Origin of the sequence: Pseudomonas putida (assembly GCF_025905425.1) — a bacterium.
In the GTDB taxonomy this organism is placed as follows: Bacteria; Pseudomonadota; Gammaproteobacteria; order Pseudomonadales; family Pseudomonadaceae; genus Aquipseudomonas; species Aquipseudomonas putida_AF.
Genome location: NZ_CP109603.1, coordinates 2,660,962 through 2,675,366 on the forward strand (window position 1 = coordinate 2,660,962; position 14,405 = coordinate 2,675,366).

The 14,405-nt window shown below is 62.1% G+C and carries 12 protein-coding genes; 7 read left to right on the forward strand and 5 right to left on the reverse strand.

Annotated elements, in window-relative coordinates:
- Positions 1 to 1,163: 1,163 nt before the first annotated feature.
- The 4 genes from sodC to pobA form a co-directional block, all read right to left on the reverse strand.
- On the reverse strand, positions 1,164 to 1,679 hold the full coding sequence (sodC, locus tag OGV19_RS11905; protein WP_319026061.1) for a superoxide dismutase [Cu-Zn] SodC: 516 nt from the start codon (positions 1,677 to 1,679) through the stop codon (positions 1,164 to 1,166).
- A 118-nt stretch (positions 1,680 to 1,797) separates the two neighbouring features.
- Entirely contained in the window at positions 1,798 to 2,679 is an 882-nt protein-coding gene (locus OGV19_RS11910; RefSeq protein WP_264313550.1) for a LysR substrate-binding domain-containing protein, read from the reverse strand.
- 70 nt (positions 2,680 to 2,749) lie between these two features.
- On the reverse strand, positions 2,750 to 4,540 hold the full coding sequence (gene ggt, locus OGV19_RS11915) for a gamma-glutamyltransferase (protein WP_264313551.1): 1,791 nt from the start codon (positions 4,538 to 4,540) through the stop codon (positions 2,750 to 2,752).
- An 82-nt stretch (positions 4,541 to 4,622) separates the two neighbouring features.
- A complete protein-coding gene (gene pobA / locus OGV19_RS11920) occupies positions 4,623 to 5,810 on the reverse strand; it encodes a 4-hydroxybenzoate 3-monooxygenase (RefSeq protein ID WP_264313552.1) in 1,188 nt (395 codons plus the stop codon).
- 172 nt (positions 5,811 to 5,982) lie between these two features.
- Between pobA and OGV19_RS11925 the strand changes: the two genes are divergently transcribed.
- The 3 genes from OGV19_RS11925 to OGV19_RS11935 all read left to right on the forward strand — a co-directional run bounded on the left by OGV19_RS11925 (position 5,983) and on the right by OGV19_RS11935 (position 8,247).
- Complete coding sequence (locus OGV19_RS11925) at positions 5,983 to 6,861, forward strand: helix-turn-helix domain-containing protein (protein ID WP_264313553.1); 879 nt, start codon at positions 5,983 to 5,985, stop codon at positions 6,859 to 6,861.
- Between the two features lie 67 nt (positions 6,862 to 6,928).
- Positions 6,929 to 7,327, forward strand: a complete 399-nt coding sequence (locus OGV19_RS11930; RefSeq protein ID WP_027593543.1) for a MerR family transcriptional regulator — start codon at positions 6,929 to 6,931, stop codon at positions 7,325 to 7,327.
- 20 nt (positions 7,328 to 7,347) lie between these two features.
- Positions 7,348 to 8,247: a hydroxymethylglutaryl-CoA lyase gene (locus OGV19_RS11935; RefSeq protein WP_264313554.1), complete on the forward strand. Its 900-nt coding sequence runs from the start codon at positions 7,348 to 7,350 to the stop codon at positions 8,245 to 8,247.
- 530 nt (positions 8,248 to 8,777) lie between these two features.
- Here the strand turns inward: OGV19_RS11935 and OGV19_RS11940 are convergent.
- Positions 8,778 to 9,308 carry an MgtC/SapB family protein gene (locus tag OGV19_RS11940; RefSeq protein WP_264313555.1) on the reverse strand — a complete coding sequence of 177 codons (531 nt, stop codon included), beginning with the start codon at positions 9,306 to 9,308 and terminating at the stop codon, positions 8,778 to 8,780.
- A gap of 142 nt (positions 9,309 to 9,450) precedes the next feature.
- On the opposite strand from OGV19_RS11940, the gene OGV19_RS11945 reads away from it, so the two are divergent.
- The 4 genes from OGV19_RS11945 to OGV19_RS11960 all read left to right on the forward strand — a co-directional run bounded on the left by OGV19_RS11945 (position 9,451) and on the right by OGV19_RS11960 (position 14,389).
- Positions 9,451 to 9,690: a DUF3203 family protein gene (locus OGV19_RS11945; RefSeq protein ID WP_264313556.1), complete on the forward strand. Its 240-nt coding sequence runs from the start codon at positions 9,451 to 9,453 to the stop codon at positions 9,688 to 9,690.
- A gap of 121 nt (positions 9,691 to 9,811) precedes the next feature.
- A complete protein-coding gene (gene ccoG, locus OGV19_RS11950) occupies positions 9,812 to 11,215 on the forward strand; it encodes a cytochrome c oxidase accessory protein CcoG (RefSeq protein WP_264313557.1) in 1,404 nt (467 codons plus the stop codon).
- Positions 11,216 to 11,266: 51 nt separating this feature from the next.
- Positions 11,267 to 12,676, forward strand: coding sequence for a GntR family transcriptional regulator MpaR (gene mapR / locus OGV19_RS11955; protein ID WP_264313558.1), 1,410 nt, complete (start codon positions 11,267 to 11,269; stop codon positions 12,674 to 12,676).
- A 57-nt stretch (positions 12,677 to 12,733) separates the two neighbouring features.
- Entirely contained in the window at positions 12,734 to 14,389 is a 1,656-nt protein-coding gene (locus OGV19_RS11960; protein WP_264313559.1) for a PAS domain-containing hybrid sensor histidine kinase/response regulator family protein, read from the forward strand.
- Positions 14,390 to 14,405 lie beyond the last annotated feature (16 nt).

The following is a 14,405-nucleotide window of genomic DNA, read 5'->3' on the forward strand; positions in this document are numbered from 1 at the left end:
TCCCACAATGACCCCTGTTCTCTGCGTGACAGCGCAACCCCAAGAGGCGGGGCAATCCCATAGAAGAAAAGTTAACGCTTTGATTTAGCAGCAAACCTGTGGGAGCGGGCTTGCCCCGCGAACACCGGCGAAGCCGGTGCCATGCTCCGCGTGGCCTCATTCGCGGGGCAAGCCCGCTGCCACAGTGACCATTGTTCTCTGTGTGGCAGCGCAACCCCAAGAAGCTGGGCAATCCCATAGAAGAAAAGTTAACGCTTTGATTTAGCAGCAAACCTGTGGGAGCGGGCTTGCCCTGCGAACACCGGCGAAGCCGGTGCCATGCTCCGCGCGGTCTCATTCGCGGGGCAAGCCCGCTCCCACAATGACCATTGTTCTCTGTGTGGCAGCGCAACCCCAAGAAGCTGGGCAATCCCATAGAAGAAAAGTTAACGCTTTGATTTAGCAGCAAACCTGTGGGAGCGGGCTTGCCCCGCGAACACCGGCGAAGCCGGTGCCATGCTCCGCGTGGCTTCATTCGCGGGGCAAGCCCGCTCCCACAATGACCATTGTTCTCTGTGTGGCAGCGCAACCCCAAGAAGCTGGGCAATCCCATAGAAGAAAAGTTAACGCTTTGATTTAGCAGCAAACCTGTGGGAGCGGGCTTGCCCGCGAACACCGGCGAAGCCGGTGCCAAGCTCCGCGTGGCCTCATTCGCGGGGCAAGCCCGCTGCCACAGTGACCATTGTTCTCTGTGTGGCAGCGCAACCCCAAGAAGCTGGGCAATCCCATAGAAGAAAAGTTAACGCTTTGATTTAGCAGCAAACCTGTGGGAGCGGGCTTGCCCTGCGAACACCGGCGAAGCCGGTGCCATGCTCCGCGCGGTCTCATTCGCGGGGCAAGCCCGCTCCCACAATGACCATTGTTCTCTGTGTGGCAGCGCAACCCCAAGAAGCTGGGCAATCCCATAGAAGAAAAGTTAACGCTTTGATTTAGCAGCAAACCTGTGGGAGCGGGCATGCCCGCGACCCCCGGCGAAGCCGGTGCCATGCTCCGCGTGGCTTAATTCGCGGGGCAAGCCCGCTCCCACAATGACCATTGTTCTCTGTGTGGCAGCGCAACCCCAAGAAGCTGGGCAACCTCCCGCAAGACCCCGCCAAATCAGTAAGTGATGTGTGGTCTACGTGTTACTGCACGACCCCACATGCCACACGGGCACCGCCACCGCCCAGTTTTTCGGGATGGTCGCTGTGATTGTCACCACCGGCATGCACCATCAGCGCATGGCCTTTGAAGTCCGAGGCCTTGAGGCGTGGCGCGAGTACCGGGTAGGTGGCCTTGCCATCGGCACCGACGTACAAGGCTGGCAAGTCGCCACGGTGGCCGCTGTCATCAAAGGGGCCTTTGTGCGCCTGGGTCGCGTCCGGGTCCCAGTGGCCACCCGCCGCACCGGCAGGCACAGCTTTGCCGTTTTCCTCGGTGGGTGCGCAAGACGCATTCTGGTGCAGGTGGAAACCGTGCACGCCAGGCGGCAGGTCCTTCAGATCAGGGGTCAGCAAGGCGCCGTATTTGCTCTGCTCGATGCTGATGGTCCCTATCGACTTGCCTGCGCCGTCGGGGCCTGCCAGCTTGAGTTCCACCGTCTGGGCGGCCTGGGCAAGGCCGGCGCTGGCCAGTATTGCGACGAATAGCGCTGCTTTCATGTGTTTCTCCATAGCGTGGGGAAGAGGGATGTCATACCCAGATAACAGGTAGGACTGCACAGCCTGTCAGGTATTCCATTCGGCCACAGACTGAAACACTTCCCTGGCACCACGGGTGTCAGATCCCACCCCCCGCCAGCAACTGCGTCATGACCTCGGCCAATGCCTTGACCATCACATCCGCCGTGGGCCGATGCACGATGACGATCTCGTAGCTGTCGACCTCGGGCAGCCCTTGTTCACCCCCCAGTACCCGGTGTTCGCGCGTTGCCGCCCGAGGCGGCAGCAGGCTGATGCCCATGCCATCGGCTACCGCAGCCTGGATGCCGCTGAGGCTGGAGCTGGTGAAGCTGATACGCCAACGCCGGCCCATGCCTTCGATGGCGGTGATCATGTCGTCTCGGTACAACCCGCGTGGCGGGAAAGTCACCAACGGAATCGGGTCAAGTTCGAAGGACGGCATGCGCGCACTGTCTATCCATTGCAGACGCTCTGGCCAGCAGGCCACCCCCTCGCGGCTGTTGCGCCGCTGTTTCAGCAGCACCAGGTCAAGTTCACCATTGTCATAGGCCTGGCTGAGGTCGCGGCACAGCCCGCTGGTCACCTCCAGTTTGACCTGCGGGTGCAGCCGGCTGAACGCCGACAGGGCATTGGTAGTGCGCCCGCCGACGAAGTCTTCGGGCACGCCCAGGCGCACGGTGACACCGACCATCGCCCCTGCCAGCGCTTCGAGCATCTGGTCGTTCAAGGCCAGCATATGGCGGGCATAACCGAGCAAGGTCTGCCCGGCGTCGGTCGGCAGCACATCACGGTTGCCGCGCACCAGTAAACGGTGGCCGACCATTTCTTCGAGCCGGCGCACCTTTTGGCTGATGGTGGACTGGGTCGAGTGCAGGCGTGCGGCCGCAGTGGTGAAACTGCCGCAATCGGCCACCACGACAATAGCGCGCAGCAGGTCGAGGTCGAACAGGGCTCTATTCGATTTCACGCTGATAGACATCTTGGTATTCAACTTCTGAATGGCAAGATAGCGTTCTATCACGCCACCTCACGCCCCGCAACGCGCGCACTCAATCGCCGAGCGCCTCGCCTTCACGCCGTGGATCGGCGCCGCCTGACCAGCCGACGGCAGTGCGCTGGATGATCTGCATGCCGCTGGTCATGGTCATGGGCGTCACCTCATGGCCCCACGCCGCCAGTTGCCGGATCAGCGCCGGGCTGGTCAGTTGCGCTTCCACTTCGGTACCGGCATTGCGGCTGCCAAAATTGGGCAGGTTGCTGGCTTGTTGCGGGTCGAGTTGCCAGTCCAGCAAGCCGACCAGGGCTTTATTCACGTAGCCGATGATTTGCGAGCCTCCGGGGGAGCCGAGGCTGGCCACCAGCTCCCCCGAGGCGCGAGAAAATACCAAGGTCGGCGCCATGGCCGACAATGGCCGCTTGCCCGGCTCGACCCGATTCGCCACAGGTTTACCCTGCTCCTGCGGCAGAAACGAGAAATCGGTCAGGTGGTTGTTCAGCAGAAAGCCCTTGACCATCAGGTGCGCGCCGAACGCCGCTTCGACCGACGTGGTCATTGCCAAGGCCTGGCCGCTGTCGTCCACGGCAGAAAGATGCGAAGTGGAGATACGCAGCGGCGAACGGTCGGGGGCCATGGCCAGGTCGGCGCCCTGCGGGGTGCCTGGGCGGGCGCGCTTCATGCTGTAATTACCGATCAGCGCGGCGCGATCGGCGAGGTAAGCAGGGCTGGTCAGGGCCTTGACCGGCACCGGTACATAGTCGCTGTCGGCGAGGTACTGGGCACGGTCGGCGTAGGCCAGGCGTTCGGCTTCTGCGATCAGGTGGACCGCCAGCGGCGCAGGTTCCAGGCCGGCGAGCGTTGACGTCACCTTTGGTGGCAATGCGGCGAGGTCATACTGCGGCGAAGTGCCTTGCAGCGCGTCGAGGATGCCCAAGGTCTGCAGTATGGCCACCCCGCCCGAAGAAGGCGGCGGCATGCCACAGATCCGCCAGGCTTTGTACGGGCCGCACACGGGTTCGCGCACCTGCGCCCGGTACTGGCGCAAGTCCTGCAGCGACAGTTGCCCGGCATTGGCATGCGCCTGCACCTTGGCGACAATCGCCTCGGCCACCTCACCGGTATAGAACGCGTCTGGCCCCTGCGCCGCGATGCGCTCCAGCGTCTGTGCAAGCTCGGGGTTACGCAGCATCGTGCCGACCGGCAGCGGCTTGCCGTTATCACCCAGGAAGTACCGGGCCATGGCGGGGGAGCTTGCGACATAAGGGTCAGCTGCCAGCAAGGTGTGCAGCCGCTCGGAGACCGGAAAGCCCTTTTGCGCAAGCGTGATCGCGGGCGCGAACAGGGCCCGCCACGGCAGCTTGCCATGCTGCTCATGTGCCAGTTTCAGCGCCCGCAGCACGCCGGGAACGCCTACCGCACGCCCACCGATCTGTGCCTCCCTGAAAGGCATCGGGGTGCCGTCGGCTTGTAGGAACAGCGATTCCGTGACCGTTGCAGGCGCCGCCTCACGGCCGTCGAATGCCTGCACCCGGTTGCCGTCCCAATACAGTATGAAGGCCCCGCCACCAATGCCGCTGGACTGCGGCTCGACCAGGGTAAGCACCATCTGCATGGCGATCGCCGCATCGATGGCACTGCCCCCGGCGCGCAGCATCGCACGCCCCGCTTCGCTGGCCAGCGGGTTGGCCGCCGCCGCCATGTGCCGACTGGCGTGCACGGGTTGCAGGCCGCTGCGGTAGCCGGACTGCAGTTCGGGGGGTGCGGGCAGCACCTGGTCGGCCCAGGCCCAGCCAGTGGTAGTGGCTAGGCACAGGGCGGTTATCAGTTGCCCGGAAAATCTCATCAGCTTGCTTCCTGCCTTTCCTGTTCAGCAGGCCACAGTCTGTCATGCCCCAAGTCGAGTGCAAGCCTTGGGGCAGCTTTCCCTACGCCACCTCCTCAAACGGCAGCCCCACATAGTTCTCGGCAATATTCACCAACCCCGCCTGCGACGACAGGAAGTACTCGCGGTCTGCCTCCTGCATCTTCTGGTCCCAGGCATCCTTGTGCGCGCCAAAGTCATGCAGCAACTGGGTCATGAACCAGCTGAAGCGTTCGCCTTTCCAGACCCGGCGCAGGGCCAGCGGCGAGTATTGCTGCAGCAGGTCGGTACGGCCTTCGTGGTAGACCTTGACCAGGATCCGGTACAAGTAATTGACATCCGAGGCCGCCAGGTTGAGGCCCTTGGCACCGGTGGGCGGAACGATATGGGCGGCATCACCGACCAAAAACAGATTCCCGTACTGCATCGGTTCGACTACCAGGCTGCGCAGCGGGGCAATGCTTTTTTCCAGCGCCGGGCCAGTTACCAGGCTCGCCGCCACATCCTCGGGCAGGCGGGCCTTGAGCTCGCCCCAGAAACGCTCGTCGGACCACGCTTCGACCTGATCGTCCAGCGGCACTTGCAGGTAGTAGCGGCTGCGCGTCTGCGAGCGTTGGCTGCACAGCGCGAAACCTCGCGTGTGGTGGGCGTAGATCAGTTCGTGATTGACCGGCGGGGTATCTGACAACAAGCCCAGCCAGCCAAACGGATAGACCCGCTCGTATTGCTTGAGCACGCCCTCGGGGATGCTCTGCCGAGAGACGCCGTGAAAACCGTCGCACCCGGCAATGTAGTCACACTCCAGGCGGTGAACCTGCCCGTCCTTCTCGAACGTCAGGTACGGTCGCTCGCCTTTGAGCGCGTGCGGTTTGACATTGCTCGCCGCGTAAATGATCGGTGCACCACTGGCTTCACGCGCTTGCATCAAGTCACGGGTCACCTCGGTCTGGCCATAGACCATCACCGTCTTGCCACCGGTCAGGGCCTTGAGGTCCAGACGCTGGCGGCGCCCGCCGACGAGCAGTTCGACGCCTTCGTGCACCAGGCCTTCACGGTCCATCCGCGCTGCCACACCGGCTTCACGCAGCAGGTCGACAGTGCCTTGCTCAAGTACACCGGCACGGATGCGCCCGAGCACGTATTCGGGGGTCTGGCGCTCGACAATGACGGTCTCGATACCCGCCTTGTGCAGCAACTGGCCGAGCAGCAGGCCGGACGGACCTGCACCGATGATTGCAACCTGAGTTTTCATTGTTGTTGTCTCTAGTCGGGCGATACCGGCCTGGACTGGCAGTGGCCTGGCATCTGCTGTTAGGGTTTGCACTTGCATTTTTACGGGCATTGGCAGCCGTTTAAGTGTGCTATTCCGTGCAAAACCTGCACTTTTACAAAAAACGTTCGATTAACGGACAGGCATAGCCCACATGAAATCCACCCTCCCCGGCATTCCGTTGTTCCAGCTGTATGGCGAAAACCAGGCATGGCCCGGCACCGACCTGCTGCACTGCGAGTCGATCCCGGCACGCAGCCGTCTGCATCACTGGGAAATCAAGCCGCACCAGCACGCGGAGCTGTTCCAGCTGTTGTATGTGCAGCGTGGCCAGGCCGAAGTGGAAATCGAAGGGGTACGCAGCGCGATCAGCCAGGCCGCCATCCAGGTGGTACCGCCATTGACCGTGCACGGCTTTCGCTTCAGTGCCGACATCCAGGGGCATGTGCTGACCTTCGGCACGGCGCTGGTGGCCGGCCTGGAGCAGCAACTGGGCGCGCCGCTGGGTATGCTTGCCGCGCCGGCGTGCTATGCGCTGGGCAAGGACCGCCAGCGCTTGCGCAGCCTGATCGACACGTTGCAGCAGGAGTACCAGGGTAACGCCCCGGCCCGGGCGACGATGCTGCAGGCGTTGGTCACAGCGCTGATGGTCTGGATCAGCCGCCAGCAGCAACTGGGGCAGGCACCACGCAACCGTGACGAACGTGACCGGCAGCTGCTCGGGCAATACCTGCGCCTGGTCGAGGGGCACTACCGCGAGCACCTGTCGGTGGAGGATTTTGCTGCACGCCTGAATGTTTCGAGCCTGCAGCTCAACCAGCTGTGCAGGGCGTTGAGTGGCCAGACCGCTTTGCAGGTGGTGCACCAGCGGCTGCTGCTGGAGGCGCGGCGCAACTTGCTCTATACGCGCATGAGAATCGGGCAGTTGTCGGATAGCCTGGGGTTCACCGACCCGACCTACTTTGCGCGGTTCTTCAAGCGCCTGACGGGGCAGACGCCCAATGGTTATCGCCGCTTGGCCGTGCCTGAATAACGCCCCTGCTTGACGTATACGTCAACCTGCATTCAGGATAGCCCCATACCCTACGCCGAGCCCCAGCATGAGCCTGCAGACCTACAGCATCTCCGACCTGTCCCGCGAGTTGGACATCACCACCCGCGCCATCCGCTTCTACGAGGAACAGGGCTTGCTGAGCCCCGAGCGGCGCGGCCTGGAACGCATCTATTCAGCCCGTGACAAGGTCAGCCTCAAACTCATCCTGCGCGGCAAGCGCATTGGTTTCTCCCTCGCCGAATGCCGTGAACTGATCGAGCTGTACGACCCCACCAGCGGCAATCTCAAGCAGCTCAACAGCATGCTGGTGAAAATCGCCGAGCGCCGGGCCCAGCTGGAGCAGCAGATGCTCGACATCCACCAGATGCAGCTCGAGCTCGACACCGCCCAGGAACGCTGTGAACAGGCCCTGGCCGCGACCTTGAACAATAAAGACAACCGTTGATCCGCCACAGGAAACCCGCCATGCCCTTGCCCAAAGAAGTCCGCCTGGTCGAAGTAGGCCCACGCGACGGCCTGCAGAACGAAGCCCAACCCATCAGCGTCGCCGACAAGGTACGCCTGGTGAACGACCTCACCGAGGCGGGCCTGGCCTATATCGAAGTCGGCAGTTTCGTCTCGCCCAAGTGGGTACCGCAGATGGCCGGTTCCGCCGACGTGTTCGCAGGCATTGTGCAGCGCCCAGGGGTGACCTATGCCGCCCTGGCGCCGAACCTGCGCGGCTTCGAAGATGCGCTGGCTGCAGGGGTGAAGGAGGTGGCGGTGTTCGCCGCAGCGTCCGAGGCGTTCTCGCAACGCAACATCAACTGCTCGATCAGCGACAGCCTCAAACGCTTCGAGCCGATTATGGAAGCAGCGCGCAGCAACGGCGTGCGCGTGCGTGGCTATGTCTCGTGCGTGCTGGGCTGCCCCTATGAAGGCAAGGTCAGCGCCGAACAGGTCGCGCCTGTTGCCCGCGCCCTGCATGACATGGGCTGCTACGAGGTATCGCTGGGTGACACCATCGGTACCGGCACTGCGGGGGATACCCGTCGGCTGTTCGACGTGGTCTCGGGCCAGGTGCCCCGCGAGCAGTTGGCCGGGCACTTCCACGACACCTATGGCCAAGCCCTGGCCAATGTCTACGCCAGCCTGCTTGAGGGCATCAGCGTGTTTGACAGCTCGGTGGCCGGGCTGGGGGGCTGCCCTTATGCCAAAGGCGCCACCGGCAATATCGCCACCGAGGACGTGCTGTACCTGCTGCAGGGGCTGGGCATCAACACGGGCATCGACCTGGACCGCCTGATCGCTGCCGGGCAGCGCATCAGCGGCGTGCTTGGCCGCGCCAACGGCTCGCGGGTGGCGCGGGCACGCAGCGCACAATAGTCACACGGGTGTCACATGAGTGTGGGTGGAGTGTTACCTCCCCCACGTTTTGCAGCAAAAAATCGGGTAACAGGGAAACAAATCGACAAAATTTCAGGTCAGGCGATTTGCACCAAAATAGCTAAGTGCTTGATTTTAAAGGCTTTTAAAAAGTTGGCACGGCCCATGCTATATCTCTGGTACAAGAACAATAAAAATGTGACACCCAATAAAAACAACAGGTAACGGCTCTGACATAACAAGAACAACACGGCAGAGGCGTAGCAAGCAGATTTTTTTGGAGTAGACACGCTTTTCAGGGGTACGCCCCGCGGTCTGACACAGAACAATAAAACTACCTTCAGGTAGCGGCAGTCAGCACCGGATCAGTCATGATGAAGGCAGGTCAGCGCTCAAAAAAATACGTTTGCTCTTGACCCCGCATGAGGTCGCTTGCAACACAAAGACAGGCTGACAAAAACAACAAAAGGCCAGTCTCAATAATAAAAAAAGAGCAGGCAACAACGCTTTGAGGGGAGCTTCGGCTCCCCTCAGTGCTTCCTGCCCTCCTCCTCGCTCTGCTTCTCCTCATCCTGCTTTTCAACCTTTTCCACCAGCAAAGGCATCATGCCCAGCACCAACAGTGCCAGCACTGTGCTGATCAATGCGGTGGCTTCACGCCCCATGCCAGCGGCCGTGCCAATCGCGGCGGTCATCCACAGCCCAGCGGCGGTGGTCAGCCCTTTCACATGGCTGGTGTCCTGGCCGTTCCCTTTAAGAATGGTGCCCGCGCCCAGAAAGCCGATACCGGCAACAATCCCCTGGATCACCCGGCTCAACGCCTGCTCGTCGGCGCCGGCCATGCTCGGGGCCAGTACGAACAGTGCAGCGCCCAGCGATACCAGCATGTGGGTACGCACGCCGGCAGACTTGCCTTTGCTCTCGCGCTCGAAACCCAGCACCGCGCCGAGCAATGCCGCCATCAGCAGGCGGACCAGTACCTGGGTGACCTCACGCTCGTCGCCGAGGTCGGCGAACTCGGCCTGGATGGTTTGCCAAATGGGGTGCCACCAAGGGTTCATCGTGCTGCTCCTGTTCAGGGTGCTCTGTCAGGGTTGACTCGTGGCGCGCTGGCAAGTGCGATACAGCCCGCCCAGCGGAACGATGAAGCAACCTGCCCGGTGCCGAGGTCACACCTGTAACCACCACCAGGAGGACGTTCCCATGCCAGTTGAAATCGACGAAAGCACCCGCCGTTGCACGCTCATCGGCGACAACGTGCACCTCGAAGGCGATGGCTCCACCATTGAAATCATCACCGACGAACAGCTGCGCATGTCGGTGGCATTGCTCGCCGGGCAACGGGTGCCCATCACCGAAGCAGAGGCTGATGCCTTGACCGTGGTGGGTGCGGTGGATAGCCGCAGGCATCTGAAGAGCAGTGTGCCAGGCTCGGTAATCTAAGGCTTCGAGCGGTTTAGCCGGCCATCTGATACGGTTTTTATCGCCAAACCTGAGCCTGTGCTGATATCAGCTCGGGGGCCATAGTGCTCATGCCTGATCGAGGCCTGATGAGCACCGAGCCATGAACGATAGAATCCCCTTTACCGAGATCGCCGCGCCCACCCTCACAGCCGCCAAACGCCACGTTGACAGCGGCATCCATACCCGCAGCTTCACGGGGCTGTACCGCAATTTGCGTATCGGTTTTGCGGGGGTTTTGTTCGCCCTGTTTTTCGGCACCGCCTGGCTTGACTGGAACGGTCGACAGGCCGTGCTGTGGGATTTGAGCAGCAGCAAGTTCCACATCTTCGGCGCGACCTTCTGGCCGCAGGACTTCATCCTGCTGTCGGCGCTGTTGATCATCTGCGCCTTCGGCCTGTTTGCCATTACCGTGTACGCCGGCCGCGTGTGGTGCGGTTACAGTTGCCCGCAAAGCACCTGGACCTGGCTGTTCATGTGGTGCGAAAAAATCAGTGAAGGCGACCGCAATCAACGTATCAAGCTTGCTGCGGCCCCCTGGAGCCTGGAAAAGCTGGCCCGCCGTGCACTCAAGCACAGCCTGTGGCTGGCCATCGGCGTGCTCACCGGGCTGACCTTCGTCGGCTACTTCACCCCGATACGGCCCCTGGCCGCAGAGCTGTTCACCTTGCAGCTGGGTGGGGTCGCGTTGTTCTGGGTATTGTTTTTCACCGCCGCCACCTACATCAATGCCGGCTTGCTGCGTGACGCGGTTTGCCTGCACATGTGCCCCTACGCTCGCTTTCAGAGCGTGATGTTCGACAAAGACACCCTGGCGGTCGCCTACGACCCGCGCCGTGGCGAAACCCGTGGCCCGCGTAAAAAAGGCAGTGACGCCCACGCTCAAGGCCTGGGCGACTGCATCGACTGCACGATGTGTGTGCAGGTCTGCCCCACCGGCATCGACATCCGCGATGGCCTGCAGATGGCCTGTATCGGCTGCGCGGCCTGCATCGATGCCTGCGACGGGGTCATGGACAAAATGGGTTACGCCCGTGGGCTGATCGGTTACAAGTCCGAACACAGCCTGCAAGGCGGCAGCACCCATTGGTTGCGCCCGCGCCTGTTGGGCTATGCCGCCGCACTGGTGGTGATGATCGGCGCGTTGGTGGTTGCCTTGCATTTGCGCCCGATGGTGTCGCTGGACGTGATCAAGGACCGTGGCCTGTTCCGCGAGAACGCCCAGGGCCAGATCGAGAACATTTACCTGCTCAAGGTCATCAACAAGACCGAAAGCACCCAACGCTATCACCTGCGCCTGCTGGACGCTGACGGGTTCACCCTGCAGGGCAAGACCGAGTTCATCATCCCGGCCGGCGAGATGAGCGAATTGCCTGTGTCGGTGGCGATGCTCGCAGAACGCCCGAGCAGCAGCTCGCAAACGTTAAGTTTCGAGGTGCAGGACAGTGACGATCCTGCCGTGCGCAGCGTTGCCCAAAGCCGCTTCGTCGCACCGATGAACCGCTGATCCCTTACACTGTTTTCCACCTTGCCTGCCAGGCTTCGACAGAAGGCCAGAATGAAACGCTACGAACGATTCGCCGACGACATTGCCGAACTGATCCGCTCCGGTGTGCTGGGCCCTGGGCAGCGGGTACCGTCGGTGCGCTATGCCAGCCAGACCCACGGGGTCAGCCCATCCACGGTGTTTCAGGCCTATTACCTGCTTGAGCGCCGTGGGCTGATCCGCGCGCGGCCGCGCTCGGGGTATTTCGTCAACGCCCATGCGCCGCGCCAGTTCAGTGAACCACAGGCCTTGCAGCCGGTCAGCGAATCCACCGATGTCGACGTCAGCGCCCTGGTCTTTTCCATCCTCGACTCGATCAAGGACCCCAACACCGTACCGTTCGGCTCGGCGTTCCCAAGCCCCGAGCTGTTCCCGCTGCAGCGTTTGGCTCGCTCGCTGGCCAGCGCCAGCCGCGCGATGGACCCACGCATGGTGGTCACCGACCTGTCACCCGGCAACCCACAACTGCGCCGGCAGATTGCCCTGCGCTACATGGTCGGCGGGCTGATGCTGCCGATGGAAGAGCTGTTGATCACCAATGGCGCGCTCGAAGCGCTGAACCTGTGCCTGCAGGCCGTCACCGAGCCCGGCGACCTGGTGGCGATCGAGGCACCGGCCTTCTATGCCTGCCTGCAAGTACTGGAGCGGCTCAAACTCAAAGCCGTGGAAATCCCCGTTCACCCGCGTGAGGGCATGGACCTGAACGTGCTGGCGCAAACCCTGGAAAAGCACCCGATCAAGGCTGTGTGGTGCATGACCAACTTCCAGAACCCGGTGGGCGCCAGCATGCCAGAAGCCAAGAAGCAGGCGCTGGTCGAACTGCTGGCACGCCATGAGGTGCCGCTGATCGAAGACGACGTCTACGCCGAACTGTATTACGCGCAACAAGCGCCCAAGCCAGCCAAGGCCTTCGACACGCAAGGCCTGGTGATGCACTGCGGTTCGTTCGCCAAGAGCCTGGCGCCCGGTTACCGGATTGGTTGGGTGGCCGCCGGGCGTTTCGCGCAGAAGATCGAACGCCTCAAGCTGATGACCTCGCTGTGCGCATCGATGCCCGCCCAGGCAGCTATCGCCGACTACCTGCAGCACGGGGGATATGACCGCCACCTGCGCAAGCTACGCTATGCCCTGGAAGGTCAGCAAGCCAACATGCTCGCCGCTATTTCCCGGTACTTCCCGGTACAGACGCGGGTCAGCCAACCCTCCGGCGGCTATTTCCTGTGGCTCGAACTGCCAGAGCAGATGGATGCACTCAAACTGTTCCACATGGCCTTGGCCCAAGGCATCAGTATCGCGCCGGGGCCGATCTTCTCGCCGACCCGACGCTTCGGCAATTGTATCCGCCTGAACTACGGCAGCCCCTGGCACGACGGTGCCGAACGCGCCATGGAAACCCTGGGGCGGATCATTCGCTCGTTCTGATAGCGCTTGCCCTGCGGCGCGACTATAGTTGCTCGGTCCTTTAACTGGATCGACACCATGCAGCCAGCCACTGAACTTTCCTACGAACAGTTGCTGGCACGCGTCGCGGAGCTGGAAGCCTTGCTGACCCAGCGCGAGGACATCGCGCAGGCCAACAACAAACTGCTCGGTGAACTGGTCGATAACAGCCTGGCCAACGTGTTTGCTGCCGACCGAAAAATGCGCTTGTTGGCAATCAATCGCACGGCCCGCGAAACTTTTCGGCGTTTGCGCGGTTTTGTGCCGCAGATCGGCGATTACATCCCACAGTTTCTTGCCAATCAACCGGACATCATGAGCCGGTTGGCCCCGGTATGGCCGCGCCTGCTGGCCGGCGAAGCATTCATCGATACCATCGCCCTGGGGCCACCTGAGGCCCTGCGTCATTACGAGATCCGCTACCACCCACTGCTTGATGCGCGGCAGCGCATCCAGGGCGGCTACCTGTTTGCCTATGACATTACCGAACGCATTGCCGAGCAGGAACGTCTGCACCAAGCCGAAGAGGCACTGCGCCAATCGCAGAAAATGGAAGCGGTCGGCCAATTGACCGGCGGCATTGCCCATGATTTCAACAACCTGCTGGGCAGCATCCTTGGCGCACTGGAGCTGGCCGAACAACGCCTGGGCCAGCAACGCTATCGCGACACGGCAAGGATGCTCGAAGTCGGCAAGCTCAACGCTTTGCGGGCGGCCTCACTGGTACAGCGCCTGCTGGCTTTTTCGCGCCAGCAGACACTGCTTCCGCAACCGGTCGATGTGCAACTGCTGGTGGCCGAAATGAACGACCTGATCCGCAGCTCGATCGATTCGCACATCGACTTTCACGACCTGACATCGGCAGATCAATGGTCGATCCGCATCGATCCACAACAGCTGGAAAATGCCCTGCTGAACCTGTGCATCAATGCCCGTGACGCCATGCCCCTGGGTGGCGCCCTGCGCATTGGCTGTGAAAATGCCGAGCTCGACGAGGACCAGGCCAGCCGCCTGGACCTGCCGCCGGGGCAATTTCTGCACATTCGTGTGGACGATACCGGCATGGGCATGTGCAAGGACGTGCTGCAGCGAGCAGTTGATCCGTTCTTCACAACCAAGCCGATGGGCCAAGGCACTGGCCTTGGGCTGTCCATGGTCTATGGCTTTGTGTGCCAGTCCGGCGGGCAGTTGCGCATCGACAGCGTACTGGGCCAAGGCACCACCGTTCACCTGTATTTGCCTCGGGACGAGAACAGCCCGCCCCCTGGCCTGTGCGCTGCGCCCGAAGAGGCTGTCGGAAGGCCGCAACACAGGCCTTATCGGATCATGCTGGTAGAGGATCAAGCGACCATGCGCCTGGTGCTCGGCGACGTGCTGACGGAACTGGGCCACGATGTACAGGCTTTCGAGGATGGCCGTAGCGCACTCAAGACGTTGCGTGAGGGCCCATTGCCTGACTTGCTGATCACTGACGTCGGGCTGCCCGGAGGCATCGATGGGCACCAACTCGCAGACGCCTACCGAAGCCTTGCCAATGAAGCGCCCGTGATACTGATCACCGGCTACGACATCACCAGCAACATGGCCAGAAGCTGGCTAGCGAGCCACACTGAGGTGCTGTCCAAGCCGTTCGAGCTGAAGGCACTGAGTGAGCGCATCGACCGCCTGCTGGGCGTGACTGCGCATTTGCGTTAAGCGGGTTTTCGCCTTC